This window comes from Mammaliicoccus sp. F-M27, assembly GCF_022387115.1.
In the GTDB taxonomy this organism is placed as follows: Bacteria; Bacillota; Bacilli; order Staphylococcales; family Staphylococcaceae; genus Mammaliicoccus; species Mammaliicoccus vitulinus.
This window is the reverse complement of the sequence record NZ_JAJNIE010000005.1, coordinates 129,349-144,558: the sequence shown is the minus strand read 5'-3', so window position 1 is coordinate 144,558 and position 15,210 is coordinate 129,349. Positions and strand designations below refer to the sequence as shown.

At 32.6% G+C, this 15,210-nt stretch carries 19 protein-coding genes; 10 read left to right on the top strand and 9 right to left on the bottom strand.

Translation table 11 applies throughout. The annotated features are described in order from the left end of the window. Positions 1-117: 117 nt before the first annotated feature. Positions 118-948, bottom strand: a complete 831-nt coding sequence (locus LQ598_RS07360) for an aldo/keto reductase (RefSeq protein WP_016912762.1) — start codon at positions 946-948, stop codon at positions 118-120. A gap of 233 nt (positions 949-1,181) precedes the next feature. Here LQ598_RS07360 and LQ598_RS07355 point away from each other — a divergent pair, with 233 nt between their 5' ends. From LQ598_RS07355 to LQ598_RS07340, 4 genes are all read left to right on the top strand, one after another. Continuing rightward, positions 1,182-1,391, top strand: a complete 210-nt coding sequence (locus LQ598_RS07355; protein ID WP_016912763.1) for a hypothetical protein — start codon at positions 1,182-1,184, stop codon at positions 1,389-1,391. Positions 1,392-1,565: 174 nt separating this feature from the next. After that, complete coding sequence (locus tag LQ598_RS07350; protein ID WP_016912764.1) at positions 1,566-2,780, top strand: NupC/NupG family nucleoside CNT transporter; 1,215 nt, start codon at positions 1,566-1,568, stop codon at positions 2,778-2,780. A gap of 89 nt (positions 2,781-2,869) precedes the next feature. Beyond that, positions 2,870-3,355, top strand: coding sequence for a DUF1648 domain-containing protein (locus LQ598_RS07345; protein ID WP_239745396.1), 486 nt, complete (start codon positions 2,870-2,872; stop codon positions 3,353-3,355). Positions 3,356-3,365: 10 nt separating this feature from the next. After that, positions 3,366-3,923 carry a DNA-3-methyladenine glycosylase I gene (locus LQ598_RS07340; RefSeq protein ID WP_107592758.1) on the top strand — a complete coding sequence of 186 codons (558 nt, stop codon included), beginning with the start codon at positions 3,366-3,368 and terminating at the stop codon, positions 3,921-3,923. A 48-nt stretch (positions 3,924-3,971) separates the two neighbouring features. Here LQ598_RS07340 and LQ598_RS07335 read toward each other — a convergent pair whose 3' ends face one another. Beyond that, entirely contained in the window at positions 3,972-4,412 is a 441-nt protein-coding gene (locus LQ598_RS07335; RefSeq protein WP_107592757.1) for a MarR family winged helix-turn-helix transcriptional regulator, read from the bottom strand. Positions 4,413-4,641: 229 nt separating this feature from the next. Between LQ598_RS07335 and LQ598_RS07330 the strand changes: the two genes are divergently transcribed. Both LQ598_RS07330 and LQ598_RS07325 read left to right on the top strand, forming a co-directional pair. Further along, positions 4,642-5,400 carry a threonine/serine exporter family protein gene (locus tag LQ598_RS07330; protein WP_107592756.1) on the top strand — a complete coding sequence of 253 codons (759 nt, stop codon included), beginning with the start codon at positions 4,642-4,644 and terminating at the stop codon, positions 5,398-5,400. Positions 5,401-5,410: 10 nt separating this feature from the next. Then, positions 5,411-5,872 carry a threonine/serine exporter family protein gene (locus LQ598_RS07325; protein WP_016912769.1) on the top strand — a complete coding sequence of 154 codons (462 nt, stop codon included), beginning with the start codon at positions 5,411-5,413 and terminating at the stop codon, positions 5,870-5,872. Positions 5,873-5,956: 84 nt separating this feature from the next. On the opposite strand, the gene LQ598_RS07320 is transcribed toward LQ598_RS07325, so the two are convergent. Beyond that, positions 5,957-6,400 (bottom strand): YtoQ family protein, encoded by a 444-nt coding sequence (locus LQ598_RS07320; protein ID WP_016912770.1) that lies wholly within the window; start codon positions 6,398-6,400, stop codon positions 5,957-5,959. A gap of 106 nt (positions 6,401-6,506) precedes the next feature. On the opposite strand from LQ598_RS07320, the gene LQ598_RS07315 reads away from it, so the two are divergent. Further along, complete coding sequence (locus tag LQ598_RS07315; RefSeq protein ID WP_016912771.1) at positions 6,507-7,025, top strand: GNAT family N-acetyltransferase; 519 nt, start codon at positions 6,507-6,509, stop codon at positions 7,023-7,025. A 35-nt stretch (positions 7,026-7,060) separates the two neighbouring features. Here LQ598_RS07315 and LQ598_RS07310 read toward each other — a convergent pair whose 3' ends face one another. The 3 genes from LQ598_RS07310 to LQ598_RS07300 form a co-directional block, all read right to left on the bottom strand. Next, entirely contained in the window at positions 7,061-7,270 is a 210-nt protein-coding gene (locus tag LQ598_RS07310; protein ID WP_239745395.1) for a hypothetical protein, read from the bottom strand. A 246-nt stretch (positions 7,271-7,516) separates the two neighbouring features. Beyond that, the gene (locus LQ598_RS07305; protein WP_016912722.1) at positions 7,517-8,740 is read right to left on the bottom strand and encodes an Nramp family divalent metal transporter; all 1,224 of its coding nucleotides are present in this window, start codon (positions 8,738-8,740) and stop codon (positions 7,517-7,519) included. 27 nt (positions 8,741-8,767) lie between these two features. After that, on the bottom strand, positions 8,768-9,709 hold the full coding sequence (locus LQ598_RS07300) for an agmatinase family protein (RefSeq protein WP_016912723.1): 942 nt from the start codon (positions 9,707-9,709) through the stop codon (positions 8,768-8,770). Between the two features lie 311 nt (positions 9,710-10,020). On the opposite strand from LQ598_RS07300, the gene LQ598_RS07295 reads away from it, so the two are divergent. Together LQ598_RS07295 and LQ598_RS07290 are read left to right on the top strand one after the other, a co-directional pair. Next, on the top strand, positions 10,021-11,454 hold the full coding sequence (locus LQ598_RS07295) for a sucrose-specific PTS transporter subunit IIBC (protein WP_016912724.1): 1,434 nt from the start codon (positions 10,021-10,023) through the stop codon (positions 11,452-11,454). A gap of 78 nt (positions 11,455-11,532) precedes the next feature. After that, the gene (locus LQ598_RS07290; protein WP_016912725.1) at positions 11,533-11,862 is read left to right on the top strand and encodes a hypothetical protein; all 330 of its coding nucleotides are present in this window, start codon (positions 11,533-11,535) and stop codon (positions 11,860-11,862) included. Positions 11,863-11,914: 52 nt separating this feature from the next. Here the strand turns inward: LQ598_RS07290 and LQ598_RS07285 are convergent, their stop codons facing one another. Together LQ598_RS07285 and LQ598_RS07280 are read right to left on the bottom strand one after the other, a co-directional pair. After that, entirely contained in the window at positions 11,915-12,475 is a 561-nt protein-coding gene (locus LQ598_RS07285; RefSeq protein WP_107556655.1) for a TetR/AcrR family transcriptional regulator, read from the bottom strand. Positions 12,476-12,689: 214 nt separating this feature from the next. After that, on the bottom strand, positions 12,690-13,589 hold the full coding sequence (locus LQ598_RS07280) for an ABC transporter substrate-binding protein (RefSeq protein ID WP_107556656.1): 900 nt from the start codon (positions 13,587-13,589) through the stop codon (positions 12,690-12,692). A 136-nt stretch (positions 13,590-13,725) separates the two neighbouring features. Here LQ598_RS07280 and LQ598_RS07275 point away from each other — a divergent pair, with 136 nt between their 5' ends. After that, positions 13,726-14,625, top strand: a complete 900-nt coding sequence (locus LQ598_RS07275) for a DNA-3-methyladenine glycosylase family protein (protein ID WP_107556657.1) — start codon at positions 13,726-13,728, stop codon at positions 14,623-14,625. Between the two features lie 39 nt (positions 14,626-14,664). Here the strand turns inward: LQ598_RS07275 and LQ598_RS07270 are convergent, their stop codons facing one another. Then, the gene (locus LQ598_RS07270; RefSeq protein WP_103323053.1) at positions 14,665-15,081 is read right to left on the bottom strand and encodes an OsmC family protein; all 417 of its coding nucleotides are present in this window, start codon (positions 15,079-15,081) and stop codon (positions 14,665-14,667) included. Between the last annotated feature and the right edge of the window lie 129 nt (positions 15,082-15,210).

Below are 15,210 nucleotides of genomic sequence, written 5' to 3'. Positions count from 1 at the left end.
ATTAAAAATGGCCGAATCTATAGCATAGCTATGAATTCGACCAAAAATACATTTTTATTATTTAGTTGTCTACTTGACAGGGTGCAGTTCACAATCGTTGGCAGGCTTTTTTATTTTTTAAAATTCTTCATATGTTGCTGGGTCTTGATCTTTAAGACGTCCGTTGTCTTGTGTTAATGCATCGATTATAGCTAAGTCTTCTGTTTCTAAATAGAAATCGAAAATATCTATATTCTGTATTTGTCTTGCGATTGATGTAGATTTAGGGATTGGTACTACACCGTTTTGTACGTGCCATTTCAAGATGATTTGTGGAATGGTTTTGTTATATTTCTCTGCGATTTGTCCGATTTTTGCATCGTTTATGACTTCTGATGCTCGACCTAGTGGACTCCATGCTTCTATTATTATCCCTTTTTCTTTATGGTATTCTAGTACGTCTTTTTGATTAAAGTAAGGGTGTAATTCTATTTGGTTAACAGTTGGTAACACGCCTGTTTCTTTTTCTAATGTTTCGATGTGTTCTTCTAAGAAGTTACATACACCGATAGATTTAATAAGTCCAAGTTTTTGAGCATCGATTAATGCTTTCCATGCTTCGACATATTTTCCTTGTTTAGGGTTTGGCCAATGTATTAAATATAAGTCGAGATATTCAACGCCAAGTCTATAAATAGATTCTTGAATGGCATTTATTGCTTGATCATAACTGTGATAACGTCCTGGTAATTTAGAAGTTACAATAATTTGGTCGCGATCTACGTGACTTTCTTGAATGGCTTTACCAACTGTACCTTCATTTTCATAGTTATATGCAGTATCAAGGATTCGATATCCATTGTTTAGTGCATTTACGATGGCATGTACGCCAGTTGTTCCGTTTAGCTTGTATGTACCAAATCCTACTTGCGGTAACACTTGTCCATCAATTAAATTATAATTTTCCATGATTATAATGCCTCCTATTTAAAATATAAAGACTCTACAATTGTAAACTATATCATATTATGATTTACGTACTTCAGTAATTAGCTTGCGAAAGTTTTTGAAGATAAAATTTCTTTTTTTAATTTTTAGTAAAACGTATTGAATTCATAGAATGAATGTAGTAATATGTATCTCATTGCGCAAGGTAAGTAGCTAATAGCTAGAGTCATATTATGGAGAAAAGAAGGGTTAAAATGGAGCGTGTATGTGTTATTTCATTAAGCATTATTGATGCGATAATGATACTCATGTTATTACTGTTTAATACATTCATTATATCTAACATTTATGTGTTAACAGTGTATGCTTTAATCATGGTACTGGTTTCTGGTTATATAGTTTATTTAGCTATAAGTATGAAATGTGATCAATCTATTAATCAATTTGATCAATATCCTAAATAATAGAATTTAACGAGTATATGATAATAATTTAAGCGAATAAGCCGTCTAGGTTTATTCGCTTTTTAAATTTTATTTAAAAAATTGTAATTGTGTTTTTAAAATGTAGTAACATACTTTTAATTTGCATGTTATAATTGTGGTGTTTTTAATAAATAAAAAGGTGGACAATAAACAATGTTTCTAATCATCAATATAATTGGTTTGTTGGTATTCATTGGTGTCGCTTTTCTTTTTTCTAGGGATAAAAAGAATATTGATTGGAAATCAGTATCTATACTTATTGCTATTAACTTAGCATTAGCATGGTTTTTCACTCAATTTTCTTTTGGAGCAAAATTTGTTAAAGGTGCGGCTGATGGTGTGTCGTGGCTTTTAGAATCTGCTTTTTCGGGAATTGGATTTGCATTTGGTAGCTTCACAGCGCCAGGACCAGGGAATATGGATATGGCAGTTTCAGCGTTACTACCAATTCTACTAGTTGTACCGATATTTGATATCTTAATGTATTTAGGTATTTTACCAAAATTCATTTCAATATTAGGTTGGGTTATTTCAAAAGTAACGAGACAACCTAAGTTTGAGTCGTTTTTCTCTATTGAAATGATGTTTTTAGGAAATACGGAAGCTTTAGCAGTATCATCTAAACAGTTAACTTCTATGAATAAAGTCAGAGTATTAACAGTTGCCATGATGTCAATGAGTTCGGTTTCGGGTGCGATTGTTGGTGCGTATGTAACAATGATTCCAGGGGAGTATGTATTAACTGCAATACCATTAAACATAATTAATGCGATTATTGTAACAACTATTTTAAATCCATTTGATTTAGATCCAGAAGATGATGTGGTAGCTGAGATTGACGAAGGGGAAAGACAACCATTCTTCTCATTTCTGGGGGATTCAGTAATCAATGCAGGTAAACTTGTATTGATCATCATTGCGTTTGTAATCGCATTTGTTGCAATTGCAGACTTGATTAATAAGTTATTAGGTATTATGGATCCTATTCCATACTTACCAGACATAAGGTTAGAGTATATACTTGGTATCTTTATGTTCCCATTTGCGATTTTACTTGGTATGCCAATTGGGGAAGCTTGGGTAGTGGCTCAACAAATGGCACTTAAAATTGTAACAAATGAATTTGTTGTGATGAGTACAATCAGTAAAGAGATAAGTGAATATTCAACACACAGAGCAGCGGTTATTAGTACTTTCTTAGTATCATTTGCTAATTTCTCGACAATTGGTATGATAATAGGAACATTAAAAGGTATTGTCAAAGATGATGTATCTAATTTTGTATCTAAATATGTGCCGATGATGTTGCTTTCAGGTATATTAGTATCACTGTTAACAGCAGCATTTGTTGGATTATTTGCTTGGTAAGCTATATAAACAATTTGAAAGTTTAAATTTAAGAGCAGCAAGCACATTATATGTACTTGTTGCTCTTTTTATATAAAGGGGGATATGTCGTGCTCAAACGTATGCTAGATATATCAAGTATTGTGATGTGGTTACTTTCTATTATATTAATCATGATTAACTTTAATGAGTTGCCCGATAAAATTCCGAGTCATTATAACTTTGCTGGAAATCCAGATGCATGGGCAACAAAGACTTTTGTCTTTATGATGCCAGCTTTAGGATTATTGATATGGTTAATCCTTCATTATATTGTGCGTAATCCAAAGTTAGATAAATACATACATGTTCCATCACTTTATGGTCAGCCAAACAAAGCACAAATAGAAAATGCTAAATTACTTATTTATTTTATTAAGTTTGAAATGATGGCGTTGTTTACTTTTCTAGTTGTTAAAGATTTGTACACAGCATTAGGCGTGCCTTTTAAATTAGGTGTTTGGGAGACGATGTTCATTTTAAGTGTATTTGGGTTAACGATTATCATGTTTATGGTACGAAATCATAAATTAGATAAAAAAGAAAATATGAAATGAGTGAGCGAGAATGACTGAATGTACATGGCCAAGTAGTGAGTTAATGAAAAAATACCATAAAGAAGAATGGTGCAGAATTAACAAAGATGATCAATATATATTTGAATTGCTTTCTTTAGAAGGTGCGCAGGCAGGATTATCATGGGAAACAGTTATACAAAAGCGTGAAGCGTATCAAGAGGCGTTTAAACAGTTTGATATAGAAAAGTGTGCGCAATTAACAGACGAAGAATTAGAGAACATTAGAACAGAATATAATGTTATAAAACATAAAGGTAAAATTCAATCTGTCAGAAATAATGCAATAATTGTTCAAAATATTCAACGAGAATATGGAAGTTTAGCAGACTTTTTATGGTCTTACGTAGATGGTCAACCTATTATCAATAAGTGGCAGCGTATCAATGATGTACCTGCAGAAACTGAATTTTCGATAAAACTAAGTAAAGATTTGAAGAAATTAGGGTTTAAATTTGTTGGTCCGAAAATTGTGTATTCATTTTTGCAAAGTATCGGTATTATAGATGACCATATTATCACGTGTCCATACCATACTCACAACAGATAAACTAAATCCCACCAAAATAATAATGGTGGGATTTAGTTTATACATGAGTTATTCAGATAAATTTTTATTCAGATTCGTTTGAATAAATTTTTCTATAGAATCTCTTAATTCTGTGATGTCTTCATAATCCATATCTAGTTCTTTAAATACTTTTAATACTTCTTCTGAAATTTGACCTTGTGTTTCAATGCCTTCTTCAGTAAGAGAAACTCGTAAATTTCTTTCATCATTAATCGCTCTTTCACGGTTAATGAATCCTTTTTCTTCAAGTTTTTTTAAAAGTGGTGTTAAAGTGCCAGAATCCAAATATAGTCTATCGCCTAAAGTTTTAATATTGATGACTTCGTTTTTATCTATAGCTACAAGAACGATATAACCGGTATAAGTTAAGTTATATTTTTTCAACATTGGTGTATATTTTTTAATGAGTTCTTTTGACGCAACATATAATAAGAAACCAAGCTGCTTATTGATTGGTGGTAAATCCATTTTATCATCCTCCTTACGTCAAAATTAAGCCTATTATGAATTGTATGTAAAGTCAAGTTGTATCAGAAATGTTCATAAAATAGAAGAAAATATGTTACGCAATAGTGTTTTAGTGAATTTTTGTTAGAATCAATATAAAATTTTGTATTTTATTGTATTTAGAGTTAAATTGTAATCTATTATTTGATATTCTATTATAGATGTAACGAAGAAACGAGGTGTGTATAGTATGAATCAGCAACATTATCGAAAAGAATTAGTTCAAGAAATAGTCATGAATGCAGGGCTAGTTCTTTTAGAAGCGGGTTCAGAGGCGTTTCGTGTAGAGGATACGATGTTTAGAATGGCTAAGCATTTAGGTTATCCTAATAATCAATGTTATGTAAGTTCTACTATTATAAACTTTGCATTAGATATAGATGATAATATAAGAGTTTATAGAGTGAAAAAAAGAGATACTAACTTGGGAGATATTCATTATGTAAATAATGTGTCGAGAATGTTAGAAAAAGGACAAATAACAGCTGAAGAAGCGTTAAAGAGAATTCGTACTATACATGAATCTCCATTACCATATTCACTTCCATTTAAAATGATAGCTGCTGGTCTCATTTCAGTATTTTTCTCATATTTATTCAGTGGTGCGAAAGAAGATATCATTGCGACCTTTATTGCAGGTGCAATAGGCTATTGTATAGTAGAATTATTACATTCATGGACGAGCGTGAAGTTTATCGCAGAAATCGTTGCGGCTTGCGCAATTGCTTTAATTGCTGTATATAATCAAATGCTATTAGGTGGAGATACATTGAATATTGCCATTATATCAGCAGTAATGCCTATAGTCCCCGGCGTATTGATTACAAATGCAATACAAGATTTGTTTTTAGGGCAATTGTTAGTAGGTATTTCTAAAGGTTTAGAAGCGACGTTTACTTCAATCGCAATAGGTGTAGGCGTAGGTATTGTATTGCTAATTTTCTCTTGAGAGGTGAGTTATGATCATAACAATCATATTGAATATAGTGTTTAGTTTTGGCGTATCTTTCTTATTTGGCATATTATTTAATTCACCTAAATATATACTAGTACCTGCAGGAATAGTTGGCGCAATAGGGTGGATAGCATTTCAATCGAGTTTGTTGTGGAATGAATCCGATATACAATCCTCATTTATAGGCGGTTTTTTCATAGGAATAATGGCGAACTTTATGAGTAAAAAATTCTTCTCCCCAGTAATCTTATTTATAATTCCTGGCATTATCCCTCTTGTACCAGGAGGCACAGCTTATGAAGCTATTAAAAATCTAGTTCTCAATGACTATCATGAGGCATTGATCACAATGATAAAAGTGGCTTTAATATCAAGTTCCATCGCACTTGGGTTGCTTATTGCAGATTTATTAGCAAAAGTTTACTTTAAATATAAGAAACATATGCAATTGAAAAAAGTGAAGTGAGTGTATATAAACTTAAATAAGAACTCTAACGAGCAAGATTGTAACACAAGCTCATTAGAGTCTCAATCCATTCTTTAGCACAGTTTATTCATAAATATATTTAATAACATCTAGTGCTTGGTCTATTGTTTCTACAGTGACATTAGCTTTGTTTGATAGTTCTTTTAATGGATGGATTAAATCTGTAGGACGTACAAGAATCAATGGTTTGTTTAATGCAACTGCTGTTGATGCATCCATTGCTGTATTCCATTGTTTATATTTATCTCCAAATAAAGCTATGACAATATCGGCTTTGTTCATTAATACTTGTGTACGTAAGTTATTGATATCTGATGCTGCGTTATCTTTGTAATAGTTGTTCGGTTGTTCGCCTAATATAGCTTCTCCAATGTTATCAGAGCGATCATGATTTGTTTGTGGACCTACAAACGTTAATGGCAAGTTGTTTTCTGCTGCTTTTTGAGTGATGTCTTCTCTCCAATTATCATGAATTTGTCCAGCTAAATAAATCGTAAGTTTTGTCATAAAATAATTCACTCCTTTTTTATTAGTTTAACATATTTAATTTAAACCTTATCTTTGATATGATGATAAAAATATTAAACAATAATTGTGGAAGAAGGTCGGGTACATGAACGAAATTGAAATCGTAGCGGTTAAAGATGAAGAAGTTGAAGCGCTATCTGATATTTGTAAAACAACGTTTAAAGACACGTTTGAACATGATATGTCTCAACAAGATTTATTTGCTTATTTTGATGAAGCGTATAATCATAAAGTACTGTTAGATGAATTACATAATCAACAGTCATGGTATTATTTTGCTAAAATAGATGGGGAAGTTGCAGGATACATGAAATTAAATGTAGGAGATGCACAAACGGAATCTATGGGTGAGGACTATTTAGAAGTTCAAAGGTTGTATATGTATAAACAATTTCAATCTAAAGGTATCGGCAGTAAATTAATGAAACAGGCTTTCGAAATCGCTGAAAAAGAACATAAGAAAAAATTATGGCTTGGCGTTTGGGAACATAACCATCAAGCATTAAAATTTTATACTAAGCACGGATATAAAATAGTAGGTTCTCATCAATTTATAGCAGGTGATGATGTTTCTACTGACTATATAGTAGAAACAACTTTATAAGGAGAAATGAGAGTGGGACATTAACACTCCAGATTTCACTTGAATCGCACAATATCTTTTGAGTCTTCGTGCGATTTATCCATATTTTGCCAGAATCGCACAATATCTGTTGAGTCTTCGTGCGATTTATCCATATTTTGCCAGAATCGCACAATATCTTTTGAGTCTTCGTGCGTTTTATCCATATTTTGCCAAAATCGCACAATATCTTTTGAGTCTTCGTGCGTTTTATTCACAGCACTCATTGAACACCGTAATCCCAATTTCACTTGGATTCGTTCACTACGATTTTGTAAAGTGCGGACGCCCGGGGGAATAGTATGACGCGCGCGACTACAGGCTCGAACCATATTCATAAAGCAACCGCAGGCAAGCATGCACTTTCAAAATCGTAAAATTCAAACATATGAAAAGAGCTCTTCACTAGGCTATAACCTAATGAAGAGCTCTTTTATTTTGAGAACGGGTATATTATGTCCCACTCGTATTAATTAACTCATAAAACTTTGAACGGCATCTATTAAACTATAAATGCCTAAGAATGATACGGTTATAACGACAAAAAGTCCTATAATATTAAGCACAATTCCGTTAGCAAATTTGCCCATCATATTTTTCTTGTTTAAGATAATGAAAATTAATACTGCAATAAGCGGTAAAATAATACCGTTTAGTGCTTGTGCAATTAATAATACTTCTAATGGTTCAAACCCTAAAGAAGAAGTAATAATACCGATGAAAATGACAATTGCAAAAACGAGACGATATTTTTTGCTTTTTACGCCACCTTCCCAACGAAGACAGCTGCTTATAGTAGCTGCTGCGCCCATTGGAGAGGCAATTGCAGAAGATAAACCTGCTGAGAATAAACCGATACTCATAAATAATGGTGCTAAATCACCGAGAATTGGTTTAAGTGGCTCAGATAACTCAACTAAACTCGTTACTTCTTTACCGTCTATTAATGTACCAGCTGTTATCAGAATAGCTGCTGATATAAGTCCACCAAGACCGATAGCGATAAATGTATCAAGTCTAACCAATTTTAAATCTTTTACGCCGTTAAAACGTTCATGGACAGAAGTTGCATGTATAAAAAAGTTATATGGAACAACAGTAGTCCCTATTAAGGCAATAATGGTTAAAAGAGAGCCGTTAGGTATACTCGGTATGAATGCCCCTTTTAGTACAGCACCAAAGTCTGGTTGAATGATAATGACAGTTGTTATAAAAATAACACCCATAATAAGAACGAGAATAGTCATGACTTTTTCAATTAAAGCATAACTCCCTTTTAATCCTATTAATAAAATGACAACACCAATTACTGGAGCGATTAAATTTTCAGGTATATCGAGTAAGTAAGCGGCCCCTAGAGAAGTACCTAATAAATCACCGGATATATATGCTGCACAACCTACAGCTACAGCAACCATACTAAACCAGACAGTGATAATTTTAAGTAAGTGATGATTAAAAATATCACGAATCGCTTCACCTAAACCTTCATTTGTAACGAGCGCTAATCGAGCGACCATTTCCTGTAATGCAATGGTTGCAATAATTGAAAATATAACTGCCCAAAGCAGACTATAACCAAATCCTGCGCCACCTTGAGTCATGGTTGTGACAGTCCCTGGACCGATAAATGAAGCGGTAATGATCATACCAGGACCGAATATACTAAACTTACTTCTTTCTCTCTTTTCTGCCATATGAATCCATCCCTTCGTCAATCAGCATTAAACTTTATTTAAGTATTTAATGTGTCCTGCTAATACATAAAGCACAGCTGTTGATACAAAGTGAGATGAATTCTGATTAGCATCTTGCATTGGATAAACTTCTACAAAATCCATTCCAACAAGTCCTAATTTACCAAATTCGTAAATCATCGTAAGTAATTCATAACTTGTAAGGCCGTTACCATCTACTGGACCTCCTGGATTAAAAGCGAAATCTAATACATCACTACATATTGTTAAATAAACAACATCTACATCTTTACTAGCTTGCGCGTAGATGTCTTGGGCAAATTTTCTTAAGTCTGATGTTTCTTTAATTTCATTAATAGTAATGGTAACAGCGCCATTTTCTTGAGCGAATTTACCTGTTTCTGGCTGATTACGAGGTCCGTGTATGCCGGTATGGATTAAACTTTCGTTACGAATGCCTTCTGTTTCATACAACCTCATAAATGGTGTGTTTCGTGCAAATTGTTCATTTTCATAGTGTGGCATATTATCATAATGTGCATCTAAATGAATAATGCCGACTTTTTTCCCGGTATTAGTTAAACCTTTTAAAATTGGATATGTAATGCCGTGGTCGCCACCTAAGCCTACTAAGAACTTATTTGAACGCCATAAATTTTCTGCGAATGATTCAATGTTTTTTACTGTTTGATCAACATCATGAGGAACTGTTGAAACATCTCCTACATCACCAATTGATAAATGCTGATTTACATCTATATGATCTAATTCAGGAAGATAACCGCTATATCTAGCAGATGATAATCTGATTTGTTTAGGACCTAATTCACACCCCGTATAATCTCCCCAAGTGCATGGCCCTTCGAAAGGTACACCATATACGATAACATCTGTGGCATAATCTTTTTGTTTTGTTAAGTTTTTTCCACCTAAAAAGCAAGGCGTATTACCATAAATTCGTTCAGTCATTGTAAAAGGACTCCTTTCCATTAGTTAATGACCATTATATAAAAGTAAACAGGTGTTTTCAAATTTTTCTGAATATTGATGTTAAAACAGTGAATAATAATTTCAATATTTTTTGTATTATGAGCGTAAAGAGGGCAATGCAAAATTTTTAGTAGAAGATAAAAAGTTAAATGAAAACATTTTCATATAGCGTCTATAGAGCATTGACAATTTAATTGGAACCGATTACAATCGTATCATGTATAAAAATTATTTTTTTGATACTTTTTGGTACCGGTACCAAAAAGCGTAACAATTGAGGAGGGAAATCAATGAATTATAAAAAGGAAGCCCAGAATATCACAGAAGCAATAGGCGGGAAAGATAACATTGAAGCTATTGCGCATTGTGCTACGAGATTAAGAATTGTGTTAAAAGATGAAGGACAAGTAAACGAAGACAAATTGAATCAAATGGATGTTGTTAAAGGTACTTTTTCAACAGGTGGACAATATCAAATTATTATTGGATCGGGTACAGTCAACAAAGTGTTTGCAGAAATGGAAGCTTTAACAGGGTTAGAAGCATCTACAAATTCTGAAGTGAAAGACCAATCATCTAAGAAATTAAATCCAATACAGCAATTTGTTAAAATGTTATCTGACATATTTGTACCAATTATACCTGCAATTGTAGCAGGCGGTTTATTGATGGGTATTAATAATATCCTGACAGCTAAAGGTTTATTTTATGATCAATCATCATTTATAGATGTACATGATCAGTTTGCTGGTTTGGCAGGGATGATTAATATTTTTGCAAATGCACCATTTGTGTTTTTGCCAGTATTAATTGGATTTAGTGCGGCTAAGAGGTTCGGAGGAAATGCATTCCTAGGTGCAGCACTTGGTATGATACTCGTGCATCCAGATTTAATGAATGGCTATGATTATCCAAAAGCTTTAGTAAATGGAGATAAAATTCCTACATGGGAATTATTCGGTTTATCTATAAAAATGGTTGGTTATCAAGGTCAAGTACTTCCAATATTAGTAGCATCATACATATTGGCTAAGTTAGAACTTGGATTTAGAAAAGTCATTCCATCTACATTAGATAATTTATTGACACCGTTATTATCTTTATTCTTTACAGCATTCGTTACATTTTTAGTAGTAGGTCCAGTGACACGAACAGCGGGTTACTTCTTATCAGACGGTTTAACATGGTTATATGAATCAGGAGGCGCGATAGGTGGACTACTATTCGGTTTACTATACGGACCAATTGTTATTACAGGTATGCATCACAGCTTTATCGCAATTGAAACAACTTTAATTGCAGATCAAGCAAATACAGGCGGATCATTTATATTCCCGATAGCTGCAATGTCTAACGTAGCCCAAGGTGCAGCAACATTGGCAGCATTCTTTATTGTGAAGAATAAAAAAATGAAAGGTACAGCTTCAGCAGCCGGCATCTCAGCGCTATTAGGAATTACTGAACCAGCAATGTTTGGTGTGAACTTGAAATTACGCTATCCATTTATCGGTGCAATAGTAGGCTCAGGAGCTGGATCTTGTTTCGTAGCTGCTACAAAAGTAAAAGCAATCGCATTAGGAACAGCAGGATTACCAGGATTTATTTCAATTGCAACAGGTAGTTGGTTAAATTATATAATTGGTATGGCGATAGCAATCGTCGTTGCCTTTATTGTTACAATCGGACTTTCTAGAAGAAAAGTATATAGAGAAGAATCATTATAAAGAGACCAATCATAATATTTGTTTCATGCTCTAGTTATTTCGTACAATAAAGAAAGTAACGAAATGGAGGGTTAACGTATGAAATTAAATGAAATTGATGAAAATGAATTATATCCTACAGAAAAAGTTGGACCAAGTTTGTTAGGAACCATCATATATAAAGTAGGCGAACAATCACAATTTAAAGGTGCGTATATTACAACAAACGAGCGTGTGATTATGAGCGTGGATATGAACGGCGAACCTTATAAAAGAGTGTTCAGCTATCAAGATATTAAAGCTGTAACAATAGAAGATAAAGGTGTCTTATTTATTGAATTCCCACAAGGTAAAGTTGCTATGATAGATATCGAAGAAGGCGACAAAGAAGAATTCAAAGATTATGTAAATAATTTAGTACAAAAATAAGCATAATATAAAAGAACGCAAATTCTTGTTTTTTGAAGAATTTGCGTTCTTTTTATTTTGTTTCATTTAATCCAATGATATTGATCTCATTAAATATTTCATCTAGTTTTTCGAAGTCTAATCCACCTTGTACTGAATCAGACCAATGTATAATGGCTGCTAAATTTGTTCCGTATATATAAGGTAGTAAAGATTGTGGTAAATGTGTTGGCGTAGAGACTTTATCGATATTATCTTTGAAATCTTTACTAAAGACTTCTATGAAATGCTTAATAAGCTCATCGATAAATGCAGTGTCGTTGTTATCCATTTGTTTATCGAATACATCATTTAATTTATCTATAAAAGCTTTTTCCATAGATTGAAATGGTTTATGTAAGCGATCATATAAATCCAACTTGAAGAAACCTTTAGTGTTTTCGCTTAACGTATATTGTAATAAATCGAATTTATCCATGAAATGCTTATAGAAAGTTGTACGATGTATGAGCGATTTCTCACAAATTTCATTCACTGTTATATCCGAGAAATTTTTAATAGTTAAGAGCTTAATTAAAGTTTCATTTAAAGCTTTTTTAGTTTTTATAACACGTAAATCAGTATGTTTATTCAAAATTCAATGTCGCTCCTTTTTTATACAGTGTATGCGTAAATAGTGGGAAATGCAAAGAAATTGTATGCGTGAGAGTCTACTGGCTTAGACCTTCCCCGAGGAAAGTGTGCGCAAAAAAAGACTGCCAACAAGTTCACTTTAAGTGACTTTGTCGACAGTCTGAGATTTTTATTTTCAAGAGTGAGTATTTATGTCCTAAGAACATACAAATTTACTATTTTGTTAGCATATCTTTGAAGTATTGTGTTTGTTTTTCGATAGAGATTGGGTCTGAATACATAAATTCATTTACTGGATAATAGTAAACGTGATCTTCTTTTACAGCTTTTGTATTTTTCCAAATGCTACCGTCTATTATAGAAGAACTTGGTGCTTTTCCGTCTTCAGTTGGTACAAGTAAATAGTCGCCTGTATATTTACTGAAGTTTTCAAATGAAGTCGTTAACCAGCCTTCTTTTGGAATATCTTTATCTGAAGCTTTTGGATGTTTAAATCCAAATCCTTGATAGATGACTTCCGAGCCTCTTCCGAAGTTCTTGCCAATTAAAGTGAGTTCTTTAGGACCGATTTCCATAATAGAAATTGTGCTATCTTCACCAATTTTTTCTTTTACAGCTTCTCCTTCTTTAGACATAAAGTCTTCTAATTCTTTCACTTGTTCTTTAGCTTTATCTTCTTTGCCTAGTAATTTTCCGATTTCTACGTGTACTTCTTTGAATGTACGTTTACTATGATCGAATGGAACAGTAGGTGCGATTTTTTCATATTTTTTGATTTGAGGATTTGCATTATAAGTAATGATTAAATCTGGTTTTAATTTTGTTACAGCTTCAATGTCTTCTGAACCGACACGTTTAGCATCTTTATCATCTACATATTTAGATTTAGGGAAGTCTGCATCTGTTCCAACTGGGTCAACACCAAGCTTTTGGAAGTTACCTTGGTTTGCTGTTAATACAACAACTCGTTTAGGCTTATTTGGAATTTCTATCGTTTTTCCTTCGTCTGTTTTGTATTTATGTGTAGAACTTTTTGATGAATCGTCATCTTTACTACCACAAGCAGCTAAAATAAGTATTAATGCAGTGATTAATGCGAATAATTTTTTTGGCATATTTTTCTCTCCTAATTGATAATTACTTGCAATTATAACATGTATTTTCTTTGAAAAGATTTTAAAATTTTAATTTTTATAATTTGTTTATTGAAAGATCATCATTCATAATATGAGTAACGATGGAGGTGAGATGATGGAAGAAATTAGAATTGAGTGTCCTAAAATATTCGACTATGAACAATGTTTAGCGTATTTTAAAAGAGATGAAAATGAAGTGCTGTTTGAAGTAGTGGATCAAAAAATCTACCGTGCAGTAAAGATTGAAGATATTAAATTATTGTTATGTATCTCTTACGATCGAAATTATTTGATAGTAGAAATTTTAAATGGCATTTCCGTCACACCTGAAAAAGTAGAAAGATTAGTAGCTTTTATTGAAGAATGGTTTGATTTTTCTGCAGATTTATCATCATTTTATCAATATGGTCGAAAAAATGAGATATTGAGACCTTTAATAAATGAATTGTATGGATTAAGGTTAATTAGAATACCAGACTTTTTTGAAGCTATTTCCTGGGGAATAATAGGACAACAAATTAATTTAACGTTTGCTTATCAACTTAAAAAAAGGTTAGTCGAACATTTCGGTGATAAAATAACATTCGAAAATAAAGATTATTATATCCATCCAACCGTCGATGTGATATCTAAAGTATCTGTGAAAGAATTAATGGATTTGCAATTCTCTAGAAGAAAAGCTGAATATTTAATTGATATCGCTAAAAGAATGCATTCAAAAATGTTGTCTAAAGAAATGTTGTTGAAAATGAAAGATGAGAAAGAAGTAGAAAAAGCGCTTGTAAACATTAGGGGAATAGGACCTTGGACGGCACATTATGTCATGATGAGATCGTTAGGTATTAAAAATGCTTTTCCTATAGGTGATGTAGGATTACAAAACGCATTGAAAAACATTTTGAATTTGGAACAAAAGCCTACAAAAGAACAAATGGTAAAACTAAATGAAGAATGGGAACTGTGGAGTTCTTATGCGACATTCTACATTTGGAGAGCACCACATATAAAGAAATAAGACGTTAACTGATTATATCGTTAACGTCTTTATTTTTGTTTATAACGATTCTTCATGGCCATTAAATATCAGTTTAGGTTCAATCGTCGCCTTTAGTGAGTGGGCAACTGTACAATATTTTTCGACACTCAATGTGATTGAGCGCTTTAATTTTTTTAAGTCAACTTCTCCTTCAACATCAAATGTTAAAGTGACATGACGAACTGCACGAGAAGTTGTATCTTCTCTTTCATCATCAACAGTGATTTCTAGTTTTGTAACTTTGGCTAAACGTTCTTTCATAAGGTTCGTAACATCTATTCCAGTACAACCTGCTAAGCCACTTAACATTAATTCAACAGGAGAGGGTCCATTATCGTCTCCTCCAGATTCTATAGGGGCATCAGAGATAATATCATGACCAAATTTTGATTGAGCTTTAAATGTTTTTTTACCTTGCCACGTAGATTTCAACATATAGTTAACCTCCTTGTTATTTTTAATTGATTTAATTGTATCAATTAAAGATGAAGTAAACTAATAAATCGGCTAGTCATTCAATCAACTTAAAACAAGCTTATTTTAAGAGTCTGGGACATAAATGTC

What these genes read in the sequence shown, in the direction of transcription:
- LQ598_RS07350 (WP_016912764.1), top strand. Translation starts at nt 1,566, where the DNA reads ATGTTTCTAATCATCAATATAATTGGTTTGTTGGTATTCATTGGTGTC.
- LQ598_RS07310 (WP_239745395.1), bottom strand. Translation starts at nt 7,270, where the DNA reads ATGAGTGCTGTGAATAAAACGCACGAAGACTCAAAAGATATTGTGCGA.
- LQ598_RS07270 (WP_103323053.1), bottom strand. Translation starts at nt 15,081, where the DNA reads ATGTTGAAATCTACGTGGCAAGGTAAAAAAACATTTAAAGCTCAATCA.
- LQ598_RS07325 (WP_016912769.1), top strand. Translation starts at nt 5,411, where the DNA reads ATGATCATAACAATCATATTGAATATAGTGTTTAGTTTTGGCGTATCT.
- LQ598_RS07360 (WP_016912762.1), bottom strand. Translation starts at nt 948, where the DNA reads ATGGAAAATTATAATTTAATTGATGGACAAGTGTTACCGCAAGTAGGA.
- LQ598_RS07335 (WP_107592757.1), bottom strand. Translation starts at nt 4,412, where the DNA reads ATGGATTTACCACCAATCAATAAGCAGCTTGGTTTCTTATTATATGTT.
- LQ598_RS07330 (WP_107592756.1), top strand. Translation starts at nt 4,642, where the DNA reads ATGAATCAGCAACATTATCGAAAAGAATTAGTTCAAGAAATAGTCATG.
- LQ598_RS07355 (WP_016912763.1), top strand. Translation starts at nt 1,182, where the DNA reads ATGGAGCGTGTATGTGTTATTTCATTAAGCATTATTGATGCGATAATG.
- LQ598_RS07305 (WP_016912722.1), bottom strand. Translation starts at nt 8,740, where the DNA reads ATGGCAGAAAAGAGAGAAAGAAGTAAGTTTAGTATATTCGGTCCTGGT.
- LQ598_RS07320 (WP_016912770.1), bottom strand. Translation starts at nt 6,400, where the DNA reads ATGACAAAACTTACGATTTATTTAGCTGGACAAATTCATGATAATTGG.
- LQ598_RS07315 (WP_016912771.1), top strand. Translation starts at nt 6,507, where the DNA reads ATGAACGAAATTGAAATCGTAGCGGTTAAAGATGAAGAAGTTGAAGCG.
- LQ598_RS07295 (WP_016912724.1), top strand. Translation starts at nt 10,021, where the DNA reads ATGAATTATAAAAAGGAAGCCCAGAATATCACAGAAGCAATAGGCGGG.
- LQ598_RS07275 (WP_107556657.1), top strand. Translation starts at nt 13,726, where the DNA reads ATGGAAGAAATTAGAATTGAGTGTCCTAAAATATTCGACTATGAACAA.
- LQ598_RS07300 (WP_016912723.1), bottom strand. Translation starts at nt 9,709, where the DNA reads ATGACTGAACGAATTTATGGTAATACGCCTTGCTTTTTAGGTGGAAAA.
- LQ598_RS07340 (WP_107592758.1), top strand. Translation starts at nt 3,366, where the DNA reads ATGACTGAATGTACATGGCCAAGTAGTGAGTTAATGAAAAAATACCAT.
- LQ598_RS07290 (WP_016912725.1), top strand. Translation starts at nt 11,533, where the DNA reads ATGAAATTAAATGAAATTGATGAAAATGAATTATATCCTACAGAAAAA.
- LQ598_RS07280 (WP_107556656.1), bottom strand. Translation starts at nt 13,589, where the DNA reads ATGCCAAAAAAATTATTCGCATTAATCACTGCATTAATACTTATTTTA.